Origin of the sequence: Kaistella sp., assembly GCF_041824135.1 — a bacterium.
Classification (GTDB): domain Bacteria; phylum Bacteroidota; class Bacteroidia; order Flavobacteriales; family Weeksellaceae; genus Kaistella.
Genome location: NZ_JBGZYM010000093.1, coordinates 1 through 25,156, shown reverse-complemented (window position 1 = coordinate 25,156; position 25,156 = coordinate 1). Strand labels below are relative to the sequence as shown.

Sequence of the window (25,156 nt, the reverse complement as noted above, 5' to 3'; positions counted from 1 at the left end):
GGGATAGAAACGGAAACCCCGCAGAAAGCGTTGGCATTTGCAAAGGCTTGAGGAGTTGCAGTGGATAGCCCGACCCTAGCGGTGGGGAAAGCTTCGGCGAGGGGATTGCCCAAAAATTGACAATGTGTCACTTTGTTCAGATTGGTGTTTTTTTTGAGAACTCAACTGCATAATTTAAAAATCAATTAACATGACAAAAGGAAATATTAATGTATCGGTGGAAAATATTTTTCCCTTAATTAAAAAGTTTTTGTACAGCGATCACGAGATATTTTTACGTGAACTGATTTCTAATGCAACGGATGCAACTTTGAAATTGAAGCATTTGACGAGCATTGGTGAAATTAAAACGGATTACGGACAGCCGAAAATTGAAGTTAAAGTAGATAAAGACGCAAAAACTTTGACCATCATCGACCAGGGAATTGGGATGACGGGTCAAGAAGTTGAAAAATACATCAATCAGGTTGCCTTTTCTGGAGCGGAAGAATTTTTAGAAAAATACAAAGATTCGGCTAAAGATTCCGGGATCATCGGTCATTTCGGTCTTGGATTTTACTCGGCCTTTATGGTGGCTGAAAAAGTAGAAATCGTTACAAAATCTTATAAAGATGAACCGGCAGTTCGTTGGGTTTGTGATGGAAGTCCACAATATACTTTGGAAGAAACCACTGACAAAACGGACAGAGGAACTGAGATTGTTCTTCATATCGCAGAAGATTCTACCGAGTTTTTGGAAGAATCCAGAATTCGTGAATTGCTTTTGAAGTACAATAAATTCATGCCTGTTCCAATTAAATTTGGAATGAAAACTGAAACTTTGCCTTTAGCAGAAGATGCTGCAGAAGACGCAAAAGCAGAAACGGTAGAAGTAGATAATATCATCAATAATCCAACTCCGGCTTGGACCAAAGCTCCGAGCGAACTTTCTGATTCAGATTACAAAGAATTCTACCATGAATTGTATCCGATGCAATTTGAGGAACCTTTGTTTAATATTCACCTGAACGTAGATTATCCGTTTAACTTGACTGGAATTCTCTATTTTCCAAAGTTGACCAACGGTTTAAATATCGAGAAAGATAAAATTCAGTTGTACCAAAACCAGGTTTATGTAACCGATGAGGTAAAAGGAATTGTGCCAGATTTTTTAATGCTGTTGCGCGGTGTAATTGATTCTCCAGATATTCCATTGAACGTTTCGCGTTCGTATTTACAAGCTGATGGTGCGGTGAAGAAAATCTCTTCATACATCACCAAAAAAGTAGCCGATAAGATGGTTGCTTTATTTAATGAAAACCGGGAAGATTACGAGCAAAAATGGAACGACATTAAAATCGTTATCGAATACGGAATGATTTCGGAAGATAAATTCTTTGATAAGTCTGACAAGTTTGCATTATATCCAACAACCGACGGAAAATATTATTTATGGTCTGAATTGGAAGAGAAAGTAAAACCGATGCAAACTGATAAAGACGGAAATTTCGTGATTCTTTATACAACAAATGCCGATGAACAGCATAGTTACATTCAGTCTGCGAAAGATAAAGGTTATGAAGTTCTACTTTTAGATTCTCCAATTGTGCCGCATTTGATTCAGAAATTAGAGCAGTCGAAAGACAAGGTTTCTTTTGCCAGAGTTGATGCCGATCACGTCAATAACCTGATTAAAAAAGAAGACACGGCGATTTCTAAATTGAATGAAGAGGAAAAAGAATCTTTAAAGAAAAATATCGAAGAAGCCGTAAACGACAAAAAATTCTCTGTTCAGGTAGAAGATCTGGAAAGTTCTGAAGCTCCATTTATGATCACTCAACCGGAATTTATGCGCAGAATGAAAGACATGCAGGCAACCGGCGGAGGCGGAATGTTTGGAATGAGCGGTTTCCCGGAAATGTATAATCTGGTTGTGAATTCAAACAGCGAATTAGCTGCAGATATCTTAAAAGATGAAAATGCAGAAGATAAGAATTCAAAAATTAAACATGCTTTAGACTTAGCAAAATTGTCTCAGAATTTGTTGAAAGGTAAAGATCTGACTGATTTCATTCAGAGAAGTTACCAGCAGTTGAGTAAGTAATTAGAAGAGAAAAGAACAAAGAGTTTATTCTTTCTTAATTCTCTAACCTTGTCAGGATTTCAAATCCTGACAAGGTTTTTTTTTGTAGTGAATTCTAAATTTTTTGAATGAATATGATTCAGAAGATTTCATCTGATTTTTTATTAAGGTGCCACTTCGTGGCTGGGATCATCATAATTCTTCCAAAGGATTCCAAAATATATTTTTAAAATTCTGAATTTTTCCGTCTTTCACTTTTACACCTTCTAATTTTAATTTTCCCACAAAATCACGTTGACAACTTGCCGTAATTCTTCCTGACGAATTACAAACCCGATGTGCTGGGAAATCCTCATCATAATTTCGCAAGGCGTTTCCAACATGTCTTGCATGATTCGGGTAGCCAACTGCTTTTGCAATCGCACCATAACTCGTCACTCTTCCTTCGGGAATCATAATGATGATTTCAAAGACTTGTTTTTTGAATAGTTCGTTCACTTCGTCAATTTAGTGCTAATTTTGTAAATCGGAATTTACAAATATAAAAATATATGAAAAAGCAGTTCTTTATCATTCTTAATAAATTCAACAAAAAGGTTTTTCCAAAACTTGGTGGACAGGATCCTTTGAAAATGAATAAATTTCAAAAGGCAATATTGGCTTATCGCTATTATGTGGTGATCAATTCTTTGGATTAGGAAATCCTATTTTCCTAAAGATTTAAAAAAAACTAAAAAGTAATTCTAGCCGGGATGGAAGCGGCATCCTTTTTTGTTTTTTCCTGCTTTTCTGTCTTTACTATATTTTCTAAAACAAAAAAGAACTGCCTGTCGGCAGACAGGTACAGCGGACAGCGCGACCACTTTTCCAAAAAATTCAAAACCTTGTTGCTCCAAAAAAAAAGACCCTTCTATTGAAAGGGTCTTGTATTTAAAAAAATGACAATGATAGAGACTAACGTTTTTTGAATAATTTACTCAAATTTGGTTTTATACCAACTGAAATCGGGACCGAATTAAATTTCTCATTCTCAATATCTCTAAAGCCGTGCATATAACTTATTTCTGCAAATAAATTGACAGCGCCAAGATTGTATTCAATACCGCCACCTGCTTCTGCAATCGCCATAGCATTACTTTTGTTTTTCATGGTCACCTCTAAAGTTGCAGCGTTTACGCTTGCTTGTGGAGTTAAAATAAAACCACCGCCACCGCCAGCAAAGCCGTAAAAAGCCCATTTATCTACAATTTTACGGTAACCTAATGCTACGTTTAACAAATAAGTTGTCGATCTTCCTTTTTGCACCTTGTAAGTATAACCTTCATCGGCGACAATTTGGTTAAATTGATAAGCATGTAAACTTAATTTTGGGTACAGAAATAATCCGCCATTTCCCAATCCAATATTTAAGCCTAAAGTTGTTGAAAACTTTGGCGCAAAATAGTAAGATGTTTTACCAATAGGTATGGAGAGACCAAACCCACTAGAACTGTAAAGTTTGTCCGGTCGCGTATCTTGTGCTTTAATATTAGAGGTGATGATTGTTAGAAATAGAGCAATCGGTGTAAATAATTTCATTTTGTATTTATTGTAAAGTATCGTTAAAAAAATAGATGGTAGTGAATTCTAGCAAGCGATAAAATTAGTCTTTTTAGGTGGTGAATTGATCGCTTCAAAAAAAAACAGTTATGTGATCAATTTAAATGACTTTTTGATTCAAAAAAAAATTCCCCAACCCTAAAGAGAGTTTTTTGATGAACTTTTGAAAGAAATTTTCCGCCCTTTAGGGTTGGGGACAAGACAATTTCCTATTATAAATTAAAAAACCCTTTCAATCTTAAAGACCGAAAGGGTTATGTTTGATCAGACTCTAAAGTCTATTATCTTTTTTCTATTATCTCTTATCTAATTATGAATTCTCCAAGATATAAGAGAACATCAACGGTGCACAAATTGTCGCATCACTTTCAACGATATACTTCGGTGTATTAATGTCCAGTTTTCCCCAAGTGATTTTCTCGTTCGGAACTGCTCCAGAATAAGATCCGTAAGATGTTGTGGAATCCGAGATCTGACAGAAATATGACCAAAATGGCGTATCCGTCATTTCCATATCCTGGTACAACATTGGAACCACGCAAATTGGGAAATCACCAGCGATTCCACCTCCAACTTGGAAGAAACCAACACCTTTTCCACCTGAATTTTTCGGGTACCAATCTGCCAAATACATCATATATTCAATCCCGGATTTTACAGTCGAAGGTTTTAATTCTCCTTTCATACAGTAGCTTGAGAAGATATTTCCCATGGTAGAATCTTCCCAACCTGGTACCACGATCGGTAAGTTTTTCTCAGCCGCGGCGATCATCCACGAGTTCTCTCTTGGAATCTCGTAATACTGCTCCAAAACTCCTGATAGAATCATTTTGTACATATATTCATGCGGGAAAAATCGTTCGCCAGCGGCTTCCGCATCTTTCCATATTTTCACAATATGTTCCTGTAATCTGCGGAACGCTTCCTCTTCTGGAATACACGTGTCAGTAACACGATTCAAGCCTTTCTCCATTAAATCCCACTCTTCTTGTGGAGTCAAATCACGGTAGTTTGGTACACGTTTGTAATGAGAATGCGCAACTAAATTCATTAGATCCTCTTCCAAATTCGCTCCGGTACATGAAATAATATGCACTTTATCTTCGCGAATCATTTCAGCTAAAATTTTCCCAATCTCCGCTGTAGACATTGCTCCAGCTAGGGTAATCATCATTTTTCCGCCATCTTTTAAATGGGCAACATATCCTTTTGAAGCATCTACCAAAGCTGCAGAATTAAAATGCAGGTAATATTTTTCGATAAATTCCGTAATCGGTTTACTCATAATTTTTTGATTTTAGCAAAGATAATCAATTTTACAAACGAATGGTGACTCCTGCACTTACAGTCAGTCTGTGTAGCGCTTCTTTCTGGTCTTCCGGCAAATCAAACTGTTGACCGTTTAGTTTTGCTTTTACCAAAGTTCCGCCAGTGTAACCCACCTGTGGGCCGATGAAAATACTTGGAGATATTTCATACATATAACCAATCGTTGCAGCTAAGCCAAGATTTGACCCTGAAAACAAAACATTATCAGTCTTACTTTTATAACTGATGACTCCGATCGCCATATCATAATATAATTTGTGTTTTGTATTCTCATTAAAATTAGAGTAAAGAAAAGCAGGTCCTACAAAAGTAATGGTATCATCTGTAGAAAGAGAAATGGATACAGGATCGCCATCAGGGGTAAAACCACTAAAACTGCCGGAAGAATATGCGGAGTAGATGTTGTATTTTACTCCTAAACCTATCACATTATTGAGTTGATAATAGGCACCGATGTCGAAGTTAATACCTGATTTTAAACCTTTAAGATAAGATTCTTCCTGTTGGGTGATGTTAGAAGGTAAACTTGCAGTTCTAAATCCATAGCCAACACTTGGAATAATAGAGATCTTTTTTTGAGCGAACACAGTTAGAGGCAAAGCTGCCAAGGCAAAGAGTAGAAATTTGTTCTTCATATAATTTTTTAACAAATATATCAGAATTTATTTCTCCTGTTTTCTTTTTTTTCAGAAAGTTGCTTTTTGGCCTTGATTCTTTTTTCGATTTTGGAACGGGAAGGCTTCGTGGCTTTTCGGGATTTGGGGATGAACAACGATTTTTCAACCATTTCTAAAATTTTATCCGTCGCAATTTTTTTATTTTGTAGTTGCGTTCGGCTTTCTGAAACCGTGAATTGTAAAATTCCTTCAGCGTTGATGCGGTTTTTGAGTTTCGTAAATATCATCTCTTTTCCTTCAATGGAAAAACATTCACTTTCGGCAACGTTCCACATTACGGTAACTGATGTTTCGACCTTATTGACGTTTTGTCCGCCAGCGCCACTGCTGCGGGAAGTTTTATAAGTAAGTTCTTTAGTAAAGTCTTTCATGATATAGGAGGAAAGAACAAAGATAAAAGAATAAAGACAATGAACTATATGCTCAGCGGAAAGAGTAATATAGGTTTAAACTATTTTTTTAAAGTATTAAAAGCTACTTGAGTCAATTCTCGACGATCAATCTTTCCATTGGGAATCCGGGGAAATTTTTCGATGAAAATAATTTCTTTTGGATGATGATTTTTTGATGGATAAATGATTTTTTCTAATTGCTGAGTGATCTTTTTATTCTGTTCACCTTCGATTGCAAGAACTAGTCTCTGGCCTAATATTTCATCTGCAGCTCCTACAAATACGACTTCATTCGGTATTTCTTTTTTTACCAGACTTTCCAACCGTTCTGGATAAATTTTCAACCCGGCAGAATTAATGACATTGTCAATTCTCCCTAGGAATCTAAATTCTCTACTATCATTAATTTCAACTAGATCGTTCGTTTTAAGAAGTTCGGGATTCAAGTTTGGAGCGAAAATTTGTAAGCAACCTCGGTCATCTAAAGAGATCTCGACTCCATTTAAAACTTTAAAATAATCTTCCGAGCTAGGATAGATTTGTTTCAAAGCGATGTGAGAAAGGGTTTCTGACATTCCGTAAGTCTCAAAAATAGATGATTGAGTTTCTGAGCTTCTGAGTGTTTGTGAGATTTTTATCTTTAGTGATTCTGAAACTGCAGCACCTCCAATAATAATATTTTTAATTAAATGAATTTTGTCCAGAGAATTTTCAACTTGAAGTGGAGACATTGCACAAAAATCAATTTCTTCATTTAAATCTGATAGTGGTTTTGCTGAAGGAGTGTTTACAACTAATTTTAACTTTCTTTCAATGGCGCGAACGACCATCATTTTTCCCGAGATATAATCAACCGGAAGACAGAGTAGGGCAGAGTCGCCTTCCTGCAATCGCAGTATATCGCACGTCTTATTTGCGGAATATTGCATTCTTTCTTTTTCTATGTCAAAAACTTTAGGTGTTCCTGTAGAGCCTGAAGTTTGAACTTTTACCGTTTTTGAATCAGCAAACCATTCTTCCATGAAAGAAATAACTCGTAATTCAAATTCAGTAGTTGGAATTGGTTGTTGGTCGGTAGAAAAGTCGATTATCATTTTGAAATATCATTTTAAAAAGTTGAGACCCGAATGCCGAAGATGGAATGGAAAAGTCCCTCTCCACGGGAGAGGGATTTAGGGTGTGGTACAAAGGGGCACGCCCAAATATTACATTCTATTTACCGTTCCGATTCCTAGAAGTTCTAAGCCTTTTTTAATAGTTTTCCCGGTAAGTTCTGATAATTCCAAACGAAAGTTCTTTGCGTTTTCATTATCCTGATTAAGGATTGGATTGTTCTGATAGAAGGAGTTATACGATTTGACCACTTCATAAACATAATTGGCCACGAGCGCTGGAGATAATGTTTCGGCGGCTCTGGAAATCACTTCTTTAAAATTGGAAAGGTTCATCACCAGTTCTTTTTCTGAAATATTCAGTTCGTAATCTGAAACCGTTGTTTTCTGGTAATTCGCTTTCGCCAACAAAGACTGAATTCTGGCATAAGTGTATTGAATAAATGGTCCCGTATTTCCGGCAAAGTCTATACTTTCGGCTGGATTAAACATCATTTTTTTCTTAGGATCAACTTTGAGCATGAAATATTTCAAGGCGCCTAAACCAACTGTTTCGTAAGATTTTTCTTTGTCTTCGTCAGAAAGGGTTTCTAGTTTACCCAATTCCTGTGCTTTTTCTTTTGCAGTTTCATACATTTCCTGCATCAAATCATCGGCATCTACAACAGTTCCTTCACGGGACTTCATTTTACCAGCAGGGAGTTCGACCATTCCGTAAGAAAGATGGAAGAGATTTTCAGCCCAGGTATAACCAAGCTTTTTAAGAATTTTGAATAACACATCGAAATGATAATCCTGTTCGTTTCCAACAGTATAAATTAATTTCTGAATCGAAGTTTCTTTGAAACGTTCCACGGCAGTTCCTAGATCCTGCGTCATATAAACCGAAGTTCCATCGCCACGCAACAATAGTTTATGATCCAAGCCTTCCTCAGAAAGATCGCACCAAACAGAACCGTCTTCTTTCTTGTACAAGACCCCTTTAGTTAAGCCTTCCTGAATTAAATCTTTTCCTAGCAGATAAGTATTACTTTCATATTGAACCTGATCGAAATCAACACCCAGTCTTTTGTAAGTCTGATCAAATCCTGCATAAACCCACGAATTCATTTCTGCCCAAAGACTTTTCACTGTTTCGTCACCTTTCTCCCAGTCGAGCAACATTTTTTGCGCTTCTAAAATAATAGGAGCCTGTTTTTTTGCAACTTCTTCTTCGTATCCTTGTTCAACTAATTCTGCGATTTCTTTTTTGTACTCTTTGTCGAAAGCAACGTAGTAGTTTCCAACCAGTTTGTCACCTTTTAGATTTGTAGATTGTGGAGTTTCATTTTTTCCAGATTTTTCCCAGGCAAGCATCGATTTACAGATGTGGATTCCACGATCGTTGATGATCTGGGTTTTAATCACATTGTAACCATCTTCTTTTAAAATCTGCGCAACAGAATATCCCAAAAGATTGTTACGGATATGGCCAAGGTGTAATGGCTTATTGGTATTCGGTGAAGAATATTCAACCATTACTGTTTGGTGTTTGTCTTCTTTCTTGTCAAAGTTTTCCTGGACTGAATTGAAATTATCTAAGAAAAAATTATTTTTAATTTTTAAATTAAGAAATCCTTTTACCACATTATAGCTTTCAACAAAATCAGCTTGAGTTGAAAAAGCATCACCTAATTCCACCGCAATTGCATCCGGACTTTTCTTCAATAATTTAACAAGTGGAAAAGTGACAATCGTAAAATCACCTTCATATTCAGTTTTGTTTTGCTGAACATCTAAGGTGACGTTATTTCTGTCATTGACATTGTCAACTTGAAAAACAGTCTTTATGATTTCTGCTAATTTATCTTGGATGATCTCTTTAATGTTCATGGGTTTATTTTGAAGTACAAATATACGGAAATAAAAAAACCACTCCGAGGAGTGGTTTAAAGAAATCTGTTGAATAAATATTAATTTACGTCCCAGAATAATTTAGTAGTTGCTTTGTCTCCGCCGATTGCACTTGCAGCAGCAGTTACATTAGCTTTATTAAGAACGTATTCTTGATCAGAATATGGCATTCTTACTGGTACACCATCAAGCTTAGAGTTTGGTGGGTTAACAAATACTGGGTTGTCTAGTCTTCTTGCGAATAACCAAGCAGCAAATGGTTTGTTAAACATAGCAATGTATGCTTCTTCACCAATTGATTTTTTCCAGTTTGCAGCGTCATATGGACGAGCAGCTAAATAAGTAGCAGCGTCTGCAGGACTAACATTGTTTAACGCCATAGAAGCATTGATTGCAGCAGCATAGAAAGTTGCAGCAGTTCCACCTACGGTATAACCTCTTGCAGCAGCTTCAGCTTTCATAAATAATACTTCCTCGTAACTTAGTAAGTTAGCTGGAGCATTATTAGCTAAGAAGAAATCACTCATGTGAGATTTTCCATTAAATGGATTTAAAGCTCCAAAAACTCCACCTACATATTCGCCATCAACTTTGGTAAACCATACGTCAATCCTTGGATCAGCGCTTGCTTTCATTTTGTTAATGATCAATTCTGTTGGAACAAAGTCATTTCTTCCTGAAGCTACTAGATCGTCAAAAATTGGGTTATTATAAGTTCCACCTGCAAATTTCAAAGAGTAAGCTTCGTCGTTAGACATGATCACACCACTCGCAACAGCTGCTTCTGCTGCTGCTTTTGAAGTTGCAGCATCGGTATCTGCTAAGTTAAGTGCTAATCTTAGTTTGACAGAGTTTGCTAAATGTTTCCATTTTGTCATATCTCCGCCGTACACTAAGTCACCTGAACCGTAACCTTCTGCACCTTCATCAATTGCTGCAACTACGGCAGTAATTCTTGATAAAAGACTTGTGTAGACCGCTTTTGCATCATCATATTTTGGTGCAAAACTACCTTCACCTGCTTTTAAAGCTTCAGAATAAGGAATGTTTCCGTAAGTGTCTACTAGGTTTTCCCAAACTACGATCTGAGAAATTTCTAATGTAGCATTCTTATTTTTTCTTTCTGCTTCAGAACCTACTGCTTCAGCTGGAAGATTCTTTTTAGCGGTCTCATAATTATTTAATGAGTTGACGTACATTCTGTTCCAGTGATTACGAGGTTGGTTACGGGTAACCAAATCATAATTTGTCTCATCTGTATACGTTGTTTCTGCCCATTGTTGAACAAAGAATCTGTAATTATTAAAATTTACACTTCCTGTAAAAGTAGAGTAGAAGAATTGCTGTTGCCCCATCGCTAAAAGCGTAGATGAAGGCAATACTGTCGGGTGCTTTGGATCCTCATTCAGAGAAAGCAAATCTCTCTGACAAGAGGTAAGACTGACTGCAGCCAAGGCACCGATAATTAATTTATTAAGTATTTTTTTCATTGTTGTAATCTTAGAATTTTAATGTTACATTTAATCCGATGTCTCTTGTTGTTGGTAGAGATCCAATAGACCATCCATATGCTCTATTACCACCGCCGACCATGTTTTCTGGATCTGCGTACGGTAAGTTTTTGCTAATGATCCACAAGTTTCTTCCTACTAAGGAGATTTTCGCGTCTCTAATGAAAGTTCCTGCTAAGAAAGTCTGAGGTAAACTATAGCCGATAGAAGCCTCTCTTAATTTAACATAAGAACCGTCATAAACGAATCTACTGTTAGGCATTCTTGAATATCCATCTAATGAACCAAATGCACTAGGATTACTAGTGTTCGTAGTATTTACTTGTCCATTAGGATTAACCCCTGGCCAAACAACGCCAACTTCTCTGATATCTCCAACAGCAGTTTCTTCAGGTAAACCTGTAGCAAGACCGTAATACATATCCGTAGAGAATACGTCACCACCATGTCTGATATCGATCAAGAAACTCATTGATAAACCTTTATAGTTCAAACTGTTTCTAATACCTGCTAACCAGTCTGGTGTAACATTACCGATCACTTGGTTTCCTTGACGTAAGTAATAACCTGTACTGGCATTAATAACCTTTTCGCCGTTTAAGTAAACGTAATCAGAACCTACTAATGTTCCCCAAGCTTGTCCTTCTCTTGCATTAAGAGATACACCACCTTGATAAGAAGCTAGTAATACGTTTGATACATCGGTTACTTCATTGTGAAGTAATTCAACTACCTCATTTCTATTTTGAGACCAGTTAGCATCTAAGTTCCAAGTAAAATTGCTTGTTTTTACCGGTACGAATCCTAATTGAACTTCATAACCCCAGTTGTCAATTTGACCAGCGTTGATTGAAGCAGAGCTTAAACCAGAACCAGATGAAATAGGCAATGTAATTAACTGATTAAAGGTTTTAGTTTTGTAGTAAGCAACGTCAAATGTAAATCTGTTGTTGAATAAACTACCTTCTGTACCTACTTCAACTTCTTTTGCTCTTTGTGGAAGTAAATTTGCGTTTGGTTGACGAGTCTGAGTAGATGATAAACCCACATTTCCAAAGAAACCAGCAGCACCATAAGCATAAGAGGTTTGATAAGGATCAGCTGTTCCTCCAACTTCTGCATAATTCGCTCTTACTTTCCAGAATTTTAACCAGTCCGTTTTAACCAACTCAGAAAGAATTAAGGCACCGGTTACAGAACCGTATCCGTATACATTGTCTCCTGCAGGTAAAGTTGAACTTTGATCAACTCTATACGTTCCATCAATATATAAGATTTTGTAGATATCGAATGAAGCTGAAGCATATCCGGAGTTAGTCTGAGTAGTCCAATCAACTTCAGCTGGTGCTAAAGCTGGTGCAGCACTGTTTGATAAACTATAAATATTTCTTAATACTAATCCTCCTTCAGTTGTAGCATAAAGAGAGTTGTAAGTATTTCTTCTCACAGTACCTCCTACAACACCACTTACGTTTACATTATCAGTAATGTCGAATTTGTAACTGGCAAGTACATCGTAATTGGTTTCTGATTTAGAGATATCTTGTCTTCCGTATCCTGATTCAGTATCGTTTCCTGCTGCACCAAAAGTTGCTGCTAGTGAACCTACTGCCAATCTATCACCAATAGTTAAATTTGATCTGTCATAACTTACTTTACCCATCACGTTGATGTTTTTAGTAATGTCATAAGTCAAACTCGCAATACTGAAAGATCTGTTTCTTTTATCCGTTGGATAACTCTCATATGCTTGGAAATAAGGGTTATTCCAGAAGATTGGACGAAGATTACCAGAATCGTAAGGATTCCAAGTAACGTTACCGTAGTTGTTAGCCGCAGTTGGATTAGCCGCATTTCTCATGTAAGCGTCTCTCAATGAAAGAACATCTACGTTAGTTTGCCACCACTGTCTGAAGTTGGTTACGATATTATCACTGTATCCAGTAATCGCTCTACCTTTAGTATCCTGAAGATTTAAAGTAGTAAAGAATGAACCGTGTAATTTCGGAGTAAAGTCATAATTCGCTTTCAAAGTGAAAGTGTTTTTAGACATTTTAGAGTTCGGCATCAATCCAGTTGAAGTCATGTTGTCATAAGAGAACATGATGTTCTGACCTTTGCTACCTTTCTCTAAAGTTACCGTATTACTATAAGTAAATGGTGTTTCGAAAAATTTGATTGGACCATTTTTAGCTGCGACCCATGGAGTTGCTTTTCCGTAGTTAGGAGAAGTTGGATCTAATGAATCCCATTGGTAAACTAATAAACTTGGATCAAACTTAGGACCCCAAGAAGCATCTTCTGCAAAGTTAGCATAGTAATTACCATCAGCGTTTGGAGCTTCAGTATAGAAATCCTGATCGTAACCAGCACCATACTTATCCTGGTAAGTTAAGAAAGTACTTTTGTCAATGAAGCCTGCTGAAACACCTGATGTCCAGCTTACACCCCAAGAACCGTCGTCTGTTCCTCTACCGTTTTTAGTGGTGATTAGAACAACACCATTTAAACCTCTTTCACCATACAATGCAGATGCAGCTGCACCTTTCAGTACGTTGATTGAAGCGATGTCTTCTTGGTTGATGTCAGCTAATGCATTACCGAAATCTTTTCCAAATCCATAAGTGGTTGCATTGTCAACAGGAGTACCGTCAATTACAACTAATGGGCTACTTCCACCAATTCCTTTTACCCCTCTAATAACCATACTCGCTGAACCTCCAAAGTTGCTGGTAGTAGTAACACTAAGACCGGCTACTTTACCAGAAAGTTGAGATGCAATGTTTCCTGTGTTAGTGGTTCCTTCTGATAATACATCAGATTTAACCTCCTGAGAAGCATAACCTAGCGATTTTTTTTCTCTTTTGATACCTAAAGCCGTTACTACGACGCCTTCGATATCTTGCGTTTTAATAGTGTCTTTTTTCTGTGCATTTACCATCGCAAATGACGCAGTCAAAACTACCGCTAAAACGCTTGTTGTTAGTTTCTTCATATCAAATTAAATTTTTTCATTACAACAAAAGTGCAAATAATTTGTAAAACAACCAAACAATTTGTTAAATAATTCTTAAAAATTTTGTAATTTTAACGTTTAGATGTTATTAATGAAATTACTTAAAACCGTCTCGGGTAAATATATAGAAGCAGGTTGTGATGAGGTTGGCAGAGGTTGTTTGTGTGGACCCGTGGTAGCTGCAGCCGTTATTATCGACGAAAATTTTAACCAAAATTTGGTTAATGACTCCAAAAAATTAACATTTAAAACGCGCCAGGCTCTAGATCAATATATCAAAGATAATGTGAAAGATTTTGCAATTTCGGAACTTTCACCCTCCTTCATTGACGAAAATAACATCCTAAATGCAAGTATTCACGCCATGCACTTGTCATTGGATCAGCTAAAAATTCGTCCAGAGCTGCTTTTAATAGATGGAAACCGTTTTCACCCGTACGAATTTATTCCGCATCAGTGTATTGTAAAAGGCGATTCTAAAATTCTTTCCATTGCTTGTGCTTCTATTTTAGCCAAGAATTATCGCGATCAATTAATGATTGAATTGCATGAGGAATTCCCAGAATATGGATGGAACAAAAATATGGGCTACGCAACGAAACAGCATCGTGAAGCTTTAATTAAACATGGCCCCACGATTCACCACCGACAGTCCTTTCGACTCAAATATGATTAGGTATCCATTGGTCAGTGAGAAATGAGCAATAAAAAAAACGGAAGAGATGATCGTCCGTTTTTCTTTATATATAATAAGGAGTATTTATTTTTTCTTACCTCCTTGCTGTTGCTGTGCTTTTTGTTGCTCCTGAGCTTTCTCCATCATTTCGCGCATTCTTTTTTGGAATTTACCTTCAGGCTTTGGTCCTTTGATTTTGTTTTCCTGAATTTGAGCGTGGATTTTCTTCTCATCCAATATCCAGTATTTAATAACCAGAATAATTAAAATGTTAATCGCATTCGATACGAAATAATACCATGATAAACCTGATGCGGAGGTATTCAAGAAAAATAAGAACGTAATCGGAAAGATGTACATAATTACTTTCATGTTCGGCATTCCTTCTTGCGTTGGTTGCTGGATGTTTCCGGCTGTCATCACCGTATAGATCAAGATCACTACCGTACACGCAATTGCGAAAATACTCAAATGGTCTCCTAATAATGGAATACTGAAAGGTAATTTGATTACATCGTCATAGGCAGTTAGATCTTTCGCAAACCAAAAGCTCTTTCCGCGAAGATCGATCATGTTAGGGAAGAAGCGGAACAAGGCGTAGAAAATCGGGACCTGTATTAATCCGGGTAAACAACCCGCCATCTGGTTTACGCCTGCCTTTCGATAAACAGCCATCGTTTCCTGCTGTTTTTTCATGGCATCGGCTTTTTTGTATTTCTCGTTTACAGCATCAATTTCCGGACGGATCACTTTCATCATCGCACTTAATTTGTGCTGCTTAAACATCACCGGCGATAAAATAATTTTTACGATAATCGTCATTAAGAAGATCACCCAACCTGCTGCGATTCCCCAACCTGAAATTAAATTATACATTGGGATAAAGAACCATCTGTTCAAAGTTCCAATAAACGACCATCCTAAAGGAAGTAATTCATCGAAGTTCTTGTCATAAGATTTCAATAAAGGTAAATCTAATGGCATAAAATACCATTTGAAGTTTTGATTCATTTCTCCTCCCGCTAAATCAACCTGCCCATTGAAATTGAATTTTTTCACAAATTCTCCTTCATCGATCGTGTCCTGTGAACCGTGAGATTTTTTGAAGCCTTGTTGTGGCTCAATCACCATGGAGAAAAATTGCTGTTTGATCGCTAACCAGTTGAGGGTTTCTTCAGGCTCGTCCATTTCTGTTCTGCCATCGTAATCAAAACTGCTGTAATTATCAAACGTATAATTGAACTCCGTATGAGTTTGTTCTTGAGAGCGTCCTTTTTCCATTTGTCTTGCACTGAAATCCCAAATGAAATCTGCTTTAGAGTCAGCAACAAGTTGTCCTAAGCCTTGCGTTTTTACATTGAAGTCAACCGTGTACTTATCTAGTAAAGTATAAATAAACTGAATCACCGCACCATTTACATTGGCTTGCATGGTTACCGTATTGCCGCTTTGACTTGGGGCAAAAACTAAATCTTTCGTGTTGAAAGTTTTCCCGCTTTTATCTTTAAACTGGAAACCGTAGGATGAATTATTTTTGTCAAAAAGCAAAAGTTTCTTGTCGTTGACGTCGCTTTTTTTATTGTACGCTTTATACTCGTTTAATTCAACCGTAGAAAGTTGTCCACCCAAAGTGGAAATCGCTACCGTTAATTCTTTATTCTTTAATTCTACTTGCTGAATTGAGGTTGCTTTTACGCTATCGTTTAGATTGGTTGCAATTGCCGGTTTAGTCACTGGTGCCGCTTGAGTAACCTTTGTTGGATTTTGCGCTTCCTTTAATTGCTGTTCGGTCTGCTGTTTATTTTGAAAATAAAACATCGCTCCCATAATAATCATTGAAAACAGTGCGAAAATGATCAATTGATTTTTATCTAAACCGTTATTTTGCTGCATTTTAATTTATTTGAAATTTAAAATTGAAGGTTCGAAATCCTGCATTCTTTTCCCTTTTAATTTTGGGTGCAAAAATACTGAAATTTTTGGCAATGAAGAATTTTTTGAGTACTCATTTAAAAACAAAAGAGATAAAAAACATTTTGTCTTTTATCTCTTTCTTTTTATTTCTTGGTTGCTGCTTTTATCAAAGCCTTAAACAAAGGATGGGGCGAGGCAACGGTACTCTTATATTCGGGATGATATTGAACTCCGATATAAAAAGGGTGGTCTTTTAATTCCAACGTTTCTACCAATTCAGTTTCAGGATTAAATCCAGTTGGTACTAAGCCGTTTTTCTCGAACTCATCTTTGTATTCAGAATTAAATTCATAACGGTGACGGTGTCTTTCTGAAATATTTTTAGTTCCGTAGATTTCCTGAAGTTTCGAACCGTTTTTTAAAGAACATTTCCAGGCACCTAATCTCATGGTTCCGCCTTTTTCAACCACATTTTTCTGATCTTCCATTAAAGAAATTACAGGTTCTGGTGTAGAAGTGTCGAATTCCATAGAGTTGGCTTTCTTGTAGCCAAGCACGTTTCTGGCAAATTCAATGGTCATAATTTGCATTCCCAAACAAATTCCTAAGAGCGGAATATTATTTTCACGCGCATATTTTGCGGCTTCAATTTTACCTTCAATTCCACGGTCTCCAAATCCTGGAGCGATCAGCATTCCGTCGATTCCTTCAAAGGTCTCTGCGATATTACTTTCTTCGAGTTCACCGCTATAAACCCATCTTACTTTTACTTCAGTTTCTAAATCGGCTCCGGCGTGAATAAATGATTCTACGATTGATTTGTAAGAATCCTGCAATGAAACGTATTTTCCAACCAAAGCGATCTCAACAGATTTTTTTGGATTCTTATATTTTTTAAGGAATGTTTTCCAATCTTTTAAATCCGCTTGTTTGTCAGATTTCAGATTCAGTTCTTTTAAAACCACATCATCAAAATCCTGTTTTTGTAAGTAAAGCGGAACTTCGTAAATAGTTTCCAAATCTTTACATTCAATCACGTTTTCTAAAGCGACATTACAGAATTGAGCCAATTTCATGCGTTGTTCTTTCGGAATAATGTGTTCCGTTCTACACACCAAAACATCAGCTTGAATACCAGATTCCATCAACTGACGAACGGAATGTTGAGAAGGTTTGGTTTTTAATTCACCACTGGAAGCCAAATACGGCAACAAAGTCAAGTGAATCACCATCGAATTATGTTCACCCAATTCCCATTTCAACTGGCGAACACTCTCTATATAAGGAAGCGATTCAATATCGCCAACGGTTCCACCAATTTCGGTGATGATGATATCGTAGTTTTGTTTCGCCAGCATTTTAATCCGACGCTTAATTTCATTGGTAATATGCGGAATAACCTGAACGGTTTTTCCCAAGAAATCTCCTTTTCTTTCTTTTTCAATAACGGTTTGGTAAATTTTACCGGTCGTTACGTTATTATTTTGAGAAGTTTTAGAATCCAGAAATCTTTCATAATGGCCCAGGTCTAAATCGGTTTCTGCACCATCGTCAGTGACATAGCATTCGCCGTGTTCATAAGGATTTAGCGTTCCCGGGTCGATATTGATATAAGGGTCAAGTTTTTGGATGGTGACATTGAATCCTCTCGATTTTAGCAGTAAGCCAAGTGACGCTGAGACAATTCCTTTGCCTAAAGAAGAAGTTACACCACCGGTTACGAAGATGTATTTCGTGTTCTTTTTACTCATTAGTTTAGGTTTGTGCAAAGTTAATGGATTTTGAAAGACGAGGCAAATAAAGGAGAACTAAAATTTTTTAGGAGACAGTCTCGTCCTTAGACGATATGCTTTTCACTATATCTTCTTTTCTTGTCCCTAAGACGAGGGATGTCGTTGCAATAAAGGCTATGAGTTATATGATGAATGAAAGGAAGTTGCGGTAAGTAAGTTGAGCACGATTTTTATTCAGTCGATTCTTGTCGATATAGTTACGGGTGTCTTTTCTTTTGATCCTCATTGATTTTTCTTATCACATCTGTCTTCATAATTACCAGGAAATTACTTTTTGTATTCCACAAACTGGTGTATTTCTTCGATACTACCGTGTAGTTTTCCCAATCGGTAAATTTTTGGTAAAGCATTAAAGTGCAAATGTCAGTTGGCGTGATAAACGGCCAATCTTCCAGGATGTGAGAATGCATTGCAGAAACTGTTTTACCAACTTCTTCATCGACAATTTTTTGTGCAATTAGCGACTTGTGTAGTGGCTGAACTTTAGTAATTTCATTCTTTTTATTAAAATTTAATAAATAATCATTCCCAATAAGAACCAAATTGTTAACGTTGGTGCCTGTGATAATATAAACTTTCTTCTCTTTCTGAGTAATAACCGGAATGATGTTAAAGTTGGTATTTTCGTATTGGTTAAAAATTGGATCGCTCTGTACTCTTTCAAGTGTTTTTTGACGAAGATCAAAATAATCTTTTTCGATTGTTGTAAAAGCCCTTTGTGTTAAATCTAATTTTGCATCTTTCAGTTCGTAATTGGTTGGGAACGCAACCGTTCCAATAATTTGATGTTCTTTGGAGAAAAACACGCATTTTGGTACACCACCATCGATATAAGAAAAGTAACCGGCTATATTTTCTTTCTCAACATAGTTTTCAAGAAAAATATCTGTCCCATACCAAGATGCCATTTCACTTCTATATAAAGTGATTCCCTCGTCTGTGATTTCTTTGGCAATTTTCTGTAAATCCTGAGCAGAAATTGAAATGAAAAGAAGTGCGAAGAGAAAAGAGTATATTTTTTTCATAATTGAAGTTTAACAAATCTAATAATTCTTTTTAAAAGTAAGGATGCTAAAAACGACCTTTAATTTTAACCACAATGGAATTATGACTTTTCTTTTATAAAAGAGAAGATGTAACGGATACCGGAATTACTTTTGAAAGTCGGGGCAAATAAAGGTGTAATAATTTGTAGGAGGTAAAGAACAAAGATTCCATTACAAAAAGAAATGTAGACTGTGAGAGCGCAAAACGATCAACTCTGAACGGTGTTATAAAATACTTTTCACTTCGGTAATTTGTTGGTTTTAAAGTTTTTAAGAAATATTAAGAATTTTTTTAACTTTAATAATAGAAAATAATCGAATGCAAAAAACATCTTATATATGAAACTCAAATCAATTACTTTCTTCTTCGCTTTTGCTGCGATTACTTCCTGTTCAACCTCCAACATTGCAGTTTCCGAAAATCTTCGGCAAAATTCTTCTGTGATGGATGTAAAAGGAAATGCCGGACTTTAATTAATCAGAAGATTTCTTTTGGTAATTTCTATACATCGCCCATTAAAAGGGGCTGGACTAATAGAACAGAATTGACCGTCTTGGGAATTAGACATGAAAAAGCGAAGCAGCCGATTGAATTTACTCAATTTGGTTTAAATGCTTCTTCAGCCGATATTGTCGGGTCCAGTAACTTCGACAACAATATGTTTAAACTCTTCAAAGGGTTAGAAAATTATGCAAATAATTTCTGGAATGGTTACTTCGGTGTAATTATTCCTAAAGATGGTAGTGCCACGTGGGAGGTTCTTGTGGAAAACGACAACTCAAATAGTTCTCTAAAATCGGAAACGGACAATGGCATCGCCATGGATGAGCAGGGAAATAGTATCGAAATAAAAGGCACAAAGCAACTTTCAGAAAATAAATTCTTCACCGACGACAGTAAAACCTTCGGATATGAACTGTTCCGAAATGGCGAATCTATTGGCGCCGTGTCTGTTCTTGGAAACGGAAAGGTTTGGATTAAAAATTCACTAAGTCCACAAGACAAACTGATCGTGGCATCTCTGTCCAGCATGTTGATATCTAAACAAAATTTGAGTCAAAAATAAAATTACTTCATCATTACTTAAAACTTCCGTTGTATTTCAGTGGAAGTTTTTAAATTCGCAACATGGCAAAAGTGAAAACAGCATATATCTGTCAGAATTGTGGCACAAACTATCCGCAATGGCTTGGGCAGTGTAAGAATTGTGGCGAATGGAATACTTTGGTGGAAGAGATTGTAGAGAAGTCTACGACCAAAAATTTCACGGATCGATCAAAACAGCATATCATTAATATCATTGAAGTGGAGACTTTTGAAGAACCTCGAATCATAAGTCCTTCCGAAGAATTGAACCGGGTTCTCGGTGGCGGAATTGTTTTGGGTTCTGTCACTTTAATTGGCGGTGAACCTGGAATTGGGAAATCGACCTTATTGCTGCAACTGGCGCTGAAGATGAAGAAGAAAATTCTTTATGTTTCCGGCGAGGAAAGTGCGTCGCAGATCAAAATGCGGGCAGATCGACTGACGGAACTTCAAAATCCAAACTGTTTTCTTTTTACGGAAACTTCAGTAGAAAAAATCCTGCATGAAGCGAAAAAACTGAAGCCCGATTTTATGATCATCGACTCAATTCAAACGCTTCAAAGTCAAACAATTGAAAGTTCGCCGGGAACGGTTTCTCAAATTCGGGAATGTTCGAACGAGATCATTAAATTTTCTAAAGAAACCAATACACCGACTTTTTTAGTTGGACATATTACAAAAGACGGCCAGATCGCTGGTCCGAAAGTTTTGGAGCACATGGTCGACGTTGTTTTGAATTTTGACGGTGACCGAAATCATTTGTTCCGATTACTAAGAGCGAGTAAAAACCGTTTTGGATCTACCGCAGAAATCGGGATTTACGAAATGGTTTCTCAGGGCTTGAAAGAGATAAAAAATCCTTCAGAAATACTGATCACCAAGAAGTTTGAAGAACTTTCCGGGAATTCTGTAGCCGTAACTTTAGAAGGAAATCGACCGATGTTGATCGAAATTCAAGCGCTGGTAAGTTCTGCAGTTTATGGAACACCGCAAAGGAGCTGCACCGGTTTTGATTCGAAAAGACTTAATATGCTTTTAGCAGTTTTAGAAAAAAGAGCTGGCTTTCAATTAGGCGCGAAAGATGTGTTTTTAAATATTACAGGTGGAATAAAAACTGGAGATCCAGCTTTAGATTTAGCCGTTGTAGCTTCCATTCTTTCTTCTAATGAGGATATTGCAATTTCTGAACATTTCTGTTTCGCGGGAGAAATTGGGCTGAGTGGAGAAATTCGTCCGATTCCGCAAATTGAGCAAAGAATTTCGGAAGCGGAGAAATTGGGATACGAAAAAATATTTGTGTCGAACCTCAACAAAATTCCAAAGAAGAAATACGGAATTGTAATCGTGGAAGTAAGTAAGATCGAGGATTTTCATGAATGTTTGTTTTAAAGATATAAAGTTTTAATGAGTTTATTTTCAGTGTAATAACCCAATATTTATTGGTGCTAATATTTTACATTTGTAAGCAACTAACCATAAAAACTTATATCATCATGAAGACTAATTTTACTTTTTTAGTATTATTTTGTGCTACCCTATTGTTTGCGCAAGATCGAATTTTCCGAAATGTCATCAGTGAGAATAAGCTTACAGCAAAGCAGAAAATAAGTAAAGGTCTCGCTGATACTTATATTTCTACGAAGTATTATCAGCAGATTCCATTCAATTTGAAAGGTGATCTCCAGATTGAACTTCCCGAAGGAAAAGTCATTGAAGCGAAATTTCAAAAAGAATTTCTTTACGCCAATAAGAGTGAGTCATTTGTTTATCAGATACAAAATCAACCCGACGCAGAATTGGTGTTGTCTAAAGTTGATGGTATTGTCACCGGAATGTATCTGTCCAGTGAAGGACAGAAAATAATTTTTCACCAGACCGATGCACAGACTTTTGCAATTTCAATAGTGAATGAAGGAACGCTAATCAACAAAGATGCTCAAGAAGATGCGCTGATCAATAAATCTGCACTCGCAGGGAAAGTCAACGATAATATTTGTTTAGCGAGTACGGCTGTTTGTCCTGCTACGACTATTGATGTGATGGTTGTTTTTACGCCGCAGGCAAGAACCGCTTGGGGCGGAGTGGCCCAGAGTAAATCGTTTATAACAACTGCAATTACTAATTTCAATACGGCTCTTCAGAATTCTGGAGTTTCAAATGTAACCATCAATCTGGTTTATTCAGAAGAAATCCCTTACGTCGAATCAGGGAATATATCTACAGATCTCTCCAGATTCCGGACAGAAAACGACACCTTTCTGGATGAGGTCGCTGGCTTAAGAACCTCTTATGGCGCTGACCTTTGTGCATTAGTTACCAGTACTCCTACCAACACTTGTGGTCTTGGATATCTAAATCTTAATCCTACCAATTATTCTGCCGCGGCTGCGTATTCAGTTGGGTTATACAATTGCGTGGTTTCAAATTATACTTTAGCGCACGAGATGGGACATAATATGGGTTTGAATCATGATTGGCACGTCAATCAAAATGTGAATCCATGTGAACATCAACACGGTTATACTAATAAATCCGCGATCACGTTGGGTGCGGCAAGCACTGCTTCTCAAAGGTGGAGAACGATTATGGCTTATAATGATGAATGTTCTTCGAAAGGTTTCAGCTGTACAAGAATCAACAGATGGTCAAATCCAGATCTGGATTATAATACAGAACCGACCGGAATTGCAATTGGTGAAACAAACCCGTCGGATGAGGCTTTTGGTTTTGCACGTTTCGCCTGCGTCGTCTCAGAGTTTATGCCAACAAGTACTCTTGCTACCACAGAAAATAAACTGGCTAAGATTGAAGATTTCTCTCTGTTCCCTGTTCCGGCAAAAGAGGAGTTGAAAATTCAAATTAAAAAAGATGGGAAATATAGTTTTAGAATTACCAATCTCGTCGGACAATTAATTTTGAAAAGTGACCAAAAAGTGATTAATCTTAAAGGTTTGTCAGCTGGTTCCTATATTCTAAGTGTTTACGGGAATGGTAATGTTTTGATCGGAACTAAAAAGTTCTTGGTCAAATAACTTGTAATAAATACCTATTAATCCTTCAAATTATCTTATTTGAAGGATTTTACTTTTGGATTAAATAATGATTAAATCTTAATTTGATGAACTTACTTTATTTAAGAATTTCTATATTCGTTTATGAATTATCTCGCCCATTCTTTTCTTGCTTTTTCTGAAGAACAAATCGTTGGTCAGTTTCTGGAAGATGTCATTCCAAACCGAGATCGCTTTTCTTATCCCGAAGGAATGCAGCAGGGAATTACTTTGCACCGGGAAATTGATACTTTTACCGACGCTCATCCAGAGCTTAGGGAAGCTAAGAAAATATTCAGTCCGTTAGTCAGATTGTATTCGGGAGCTTTTGTCGATGTTTCAATGGATTATTTTCTGGCCAATTCTTTGTCAGATAAGGTATTGAAAGATCATGCTGAAAAAGTTTATCAAGTGTTGCGGAAATATGAAGATTTTCTACCTGAAAGACTTTTAAGAATGGTAAATGGAATGGAAAAAGATAACTGGCTGTACAATTATAAGGAAGACTGGGGAATTCAATATTCCATCCAAAACGTTTTGAATAAAGCCAAATATTTAGATAAGGATTTGCCTGTTTTTGAAGTTTTTATGAATAATAAACCTCAACTGCAAAAGCATTTTGATGTTTTCTTTCCAGAACTTTTAGAATACTCAAAAATAGTAAATTCCCGATTTTAAAATACTTTATACAAGTATCGATTGGGATAATTTAATCTTTCGCTCTGGCGTTTACCATTAACAATGATGTGGATGATATTCATTTGATCATCAAAAAAATTATACAGGAAACTCACCGCTGTTTCTACTTTTTTAGGTGCATTAACAGGTTCCGATTCCAGGAAAATATTCACCGATTCACTGTCTTCTTCAAAACCAATATAATTGATTTTTAAAGTTTTATTGTCAGCTTTTAATTTTAAATAGTCGTTGCAATACTGCTTTAGAAACTCATCGATTTGAGCATTATATTTGGCATCATTAAAATGAACTGGCTTACCATATTTTTCTTTAAGTGCGTTTTCCAAATCATCCAGAAAAAATTTCCCTGTAATTTCAAAGGTTTTTGATTTCGAATTATAATTGAATTCTACCGAACCCACATGATAGGGATGAACATCAGCTGGTGACGTACTTTTAAATGAACTTAAAGTAAGAATCAGTAAAGTAGTGACAAAAAATAAAAGGAATTTTTTCGGTAGCATCAAGGTGATATTTTGAACAAAGATAAAAAAAGTGGCAATCTTTCGACTGCCACTTTCATATAAAGTTAAATGAGGGATTTATTCTTTGATGATTTTTTTAGTCACTTTAGAAGTTCCATTTATTGTAATTTCTACAATGTAAAGACCTTTTGAAAATTTAGAAACATCAACTGAACCTGACTTATTTACAGAAGCCGTTTTAATAACCTTTCCAGATAAGTCGAAAATTTTCACTTCTCCCTGGTTGGTTTTAAGATCAATATTTAAAACATCTTTAACTGGATTTGGATAAATCGCAACTTGATCCTGCTTCACATTTGCGCTTGCAAGAGATGAAGAACTTGTTCTAACAAAGAATCCACTAAATCCAACAGTGTCAATTGTTACTTCCCAATATTGGTAAGTAGCATTCCATTTAATGTTTTCAACGCTTGGTGTTAAGGTTACAAATCCGTTGCTGTATGAAGAAGTGCTTCCAGAATTATCTGAACTTGTTCCAGCAAACTTATCAATTAAAACATTTGCTTTTCCGGCTGCATCACTTGGCGAAGTTGGAAGTTTTACAGAATTGGTTGCATTGTAAGCATCAAATTCCGCTTGAGTAAAATACAAAGTCACTTTTCCTGTAGCAGTAGTTGGATTAGTACTTGGCGTAATTTCATACCTCCTTGCAACATAAGTTGATTCTGGATTAGCCAACCAAACTTTTGCTGTAACTGTTCCAGTCATATTGGAAGTAGAAGTTCTTTCTACCATACCAACTAAATTACAATTCGTCGTAACATAGTTTTTACCGT

General features: G+C 36.5%; 22 protein-coding genes. 8 read left to right on the top strand and 14 right to left on the bottom strand.

Annotated features, from left to right (window positions below; genetic code table 11):
• Positions 1-190 precede the first annotated feature (190 nt).
• Positions 191-2,083 (top strand): molecular chaperone HtpG, encoded by a 1,893-nt coding sequence (gene htpG / locus ACEYOS_RS11795; RefSeq protein WP_373708092.1) that lies wholly within the window; start codon positions 191-193, stop codon positions 2,081-2,083.
• Positions 2,084-2,254: 171 nt separating this feature from the next.
• On the opposite strand, the gene ACEYOS_RS11790 is transcribed toward htpG, so the two are convergent.
• Positions 2,255-2,560, bottom strand: coding sequence for an MGMT family protein (locus ACEYOS_RS11790; RefSeq protein ID WP_373708091.1), 306 nt, complete (start codon positions 2,558-2,560; stop codon positions 2,255-2,257).
• 53 nt (positions 2,561-2,613) lie between these two features.
• On the opposite strand from ACEYOS_RS11790, the gene ACEYOS_RS11785 reads away from it, so the two are divergent.
• Positions 2,614-2,760, top strand: coding sequence for a hypothetical protein (locus tag ACEYOS_RS11785; protein WP_373708090.1), 147 nt, complete (start codon positions 2,614-2,616; stop codon positions 2,758-2,760).
• A gap of 256 nt (positions 2,761-3,016) precedes the next feature.
• On the opposite strand, the gene ACEYOS_RS11780 is transcribed toward ACEYOS_RS11785, so the two are convergent.
• The 8 genes from ACEYOS_RS11780 to ACEYOS_RS11745 all read right to left on the bottom strand — a co-directional run bounded on the left by ACEYOS_RS11780 (position 3,017) and on the right by ACEYOS_RS11745 (position 13,570).
• The gene (locus tag ACEYOS_RS11780) at positions 3,017-3,640 is read right to left on the bottom strand and encodes a hypothetical protein (protein WP_373708089.1); all 624 of its coding nucleotides are present in this window, start codon (positions 3,638-3,640) and stop codon (positions 3,017-3,019) included.
• A gap of 331 nt (positions 3,641-3,971) precedes the next feature.
• Positions 3,972-4,946: a deoxyhypusine synthase family protein gene (locus tag ACEYOS_RS11775; protein WP_373708088.1), complete on the bottom strand. Its 975-nt coding sequence runs from the start codon at positions 4,944-4,946 to the stop codon at positions 3,972-3,974.
• A 31-nt stretch (positions 4,947-4,977) separates the two neighbouring features.
• The gene (locus tag ACEYOS_RS11770) at positions 4,978-5,625 is read right to left on the bottom strand and encodes a hypothetical protein (RefSeq protein WP_373708087.1); all 648 of its coding nucleotides are present in this window, start codon (positions 5,623-5,625) and stop codon (positions 4,978-4,980) included.
• 20 nt (positions 5,626-5,645) lie between these two features.
• Positions 5,646-6,038, bottom strand: a complete 393-nt coding sequence (gene arfB / locus ACEYOS_RS11765; RefSeq protein ID WP_373708086.1) for an alternative ribosome rescue aminoacyl-tRNA hydrolase ArfB — start codon at positions 6,036-6,038, stop codon at positions 5,646-5,648.
• Positions 6,039-6,118: 80 nt separating this feature from the next.
• Positions 6,119-7,153 carry an AMP-binding protein gene (locus ACEYOS_RS11760; RefSeq protein ID WP_373708085.1) on the bottom strand — a complete coding sequence of 345 codons (1,035 nt, stop codon included), beginning with the start codon at positions 7,151-7,153 and terminating at the stop codon, positions 6,119-6,121.
• A 111-nt stretch (positions 7,154-7,264) separates the two neighbouring features.
• The gene (gene argS / locus ACEYOS_RS11755; RefSeq protein ID WP_373708084.1) at positions 7,265-9,043 is read right to left on the bottom strand and encodes an arginine--tRNA ligase; all 1,779 of its coding nucleotides are present in this window, start codon (positions 9,041-9,043) and stop codon (positions 7,265-7,267) included.
• 80 nt (positions 9,044-9,123) lie between these two features.
• On the bottom strand, positions 9,124-10,554 hold the full coding sequence (locus tag ACEYOS_RS11750) for a SusD/RagB family nutrient-binding outer membrane lipoprotein (RefSeq protein ID WP_373708083.1): 1,431 nt from the start codon (positions 10,552-10,554) through the stop codon (positions 9,124-9,126).
• 10 nt (positions 10,555-10,564) lie between these two features.
• Positions 10,565-13,570: a SusC/RagA family TonB-linked outer membrane protein gene (locus ACEYOS_RS11745; RefSeq protein WP_373708082.1), complete on the bottom strand. Its 3,006-nt coding sequence runs from the start codon at positions 13,568-13,570 to the stop codon at positions 10,565-10,567.
• Between the two features lie 112 nt (positions 13,571-13,682).
• On the opposite strand from ACEYOS_RS11745, the gene ACEYOS_RS11740 reads away from it, so the two are divergent.
• On the top strand, positions 13,683-14,267 hold the full coding sequence (locus tag ACEYOS_RS11740) for a ribonuclease HII (protein WP_373708081.1): 585 nt from the start codon (positions 13,683-13,685) through the stop codon (positions 14,265-14,267).
• A gap of 84 nt (positions 14,268-14,351) precedes the next feature.
• Here the strand turns inward: ACEYOS_RS11740 and yidC are convergent, their stop codons facing one another.
• From yidC to ACEYOS_RS11725, 3 genes are all read right to left on the bottom strand, one after another.
• Complete coding sequence (yidC, locus tag ACEYOS_RS11735; protein ID WP_373708080.1) at positions 14,352-16,160, bottom strand: membrane protein insertase YidC; 1,809 nt, start codon at positions 16,158-16,160, stop codon at positions 14,352-14,354.
• 164 nt (positions 16,161-16,324) lie between these two features.
• Positions 16,325-17,932, bottom strand: coding sequence for a CTP synthase (locus ACEYOS_RS11730; RefSeq protein WP_373708079.1), 1,608 nt, complete (start codon positions 17,930-17,932; stop codon positions 16,325-16,327).
• Positions 17,933-18,171: 239 nt separating this feature from the next.
• Positions 18,172-18,999 (bottom strand): hypothetical protein, encoded by an 828-nt coding sequence (locus ACEYOS_RS11725; protein WP_373708078.1) that lies wholly within the window; start codon positions 18,997-18,999, stop codon positions 18,172-18,174.
• Between the two features lie 360 nt (positions 19,000-19,359).
• Between ACEYOS_RS11725 and ACEYOS_RS11720 the strand changes: the two genes are divergently transcribed.
• The 5 genes from ACEYOS_RS11720 (at position 19,360) to ACEYOS_RS11700 (ending at position 23,835) form a co-directional block, all read left to right on the top strand.
• Positions 19,360-19,494, top strand: coding sequence for a hypothetical protein (locus tag ACEYOS_RS11720; RefSeq protein WP_373708077.1), 135 nt, complete (start codon positions 19,360-19,362; stop codon positions 19,492-19,494).
• 80 nt (positions 19,495-19,574) lie between these two features.
• Positions 19,575-20,087 (top strand): hypothetical protein, encoded by a 513-nt coding sequence (locus tag ACEYOS_RS11715; protein WP_373708076.1) that lies wholly within the window; start codon positions 19,575-19,577, stop codon positions 20,085-20,087.
• A 62-nt stretch (positions 20,088-20,149) separates the two neighbouring features.
• Complete coding sequence (gene radA, locus ACEYOS_RS11710) at positions 20,150-21,496, top strand: DNA repair protein RadA (RefSeq protein WP_373708075.1); 1,347 nt, start codon at positions 20,150-20,152, stop codon at positions 21,494-21,496.
• Positions 21,497-21,600: 104 nt separating this feature from the next.
• Positions 21,601-23,139: a zinc-dependent metalloprotease gene (locus tag ACEYOS_RS11705; RefSeq protein WP_373708074.1), complete on the top strand. Its 1,539-nt coding sequence runs from the start codon at positions 21,601-21,603 to the stop codon at positions 23,137-23,139.
• A 123-nt stretch (positions 23,140-23,262) separates the two neighbouring features.
• Positions 23,263-23,835, top strand: a complete 573-nt coding sequence (locus ACEYOS_RS11700; RefSeq protein WP_373708073.1) for an ACP phosphodiesterase — start codon at positions 23,263-23,265, stop codon at positions 23,833-23,835.
• Here ACEYOS_RS11700 and ACEYOS_RS11695 read toward each other — a convergent pair.
• On the bottom strand, positions 23,832-24,359 hold the full coding sequence (locus ACEYOS_RS11695) for a DUF6702 family protein (protein WP_373739297.1): 528 nt from the start codon (positions 24,357-24,359) through the stop codon (positions 23,832-23,834). The genes ACEYOS_RS11700 and ACEYOS_RS11695 overlap by 4 nt on opposite strands.
• Before the next feature lie 78 nt (positions 24,360-24,437).
• Positions 24,438-25,156, bottom strand: a 719-nt coding sequence (locus ACEYOS_RS11690) for a T9SS type A sorting domain-containing protein (protein WP_373797583.1), incomplete at its 5' end; no start/stop codon positions are given.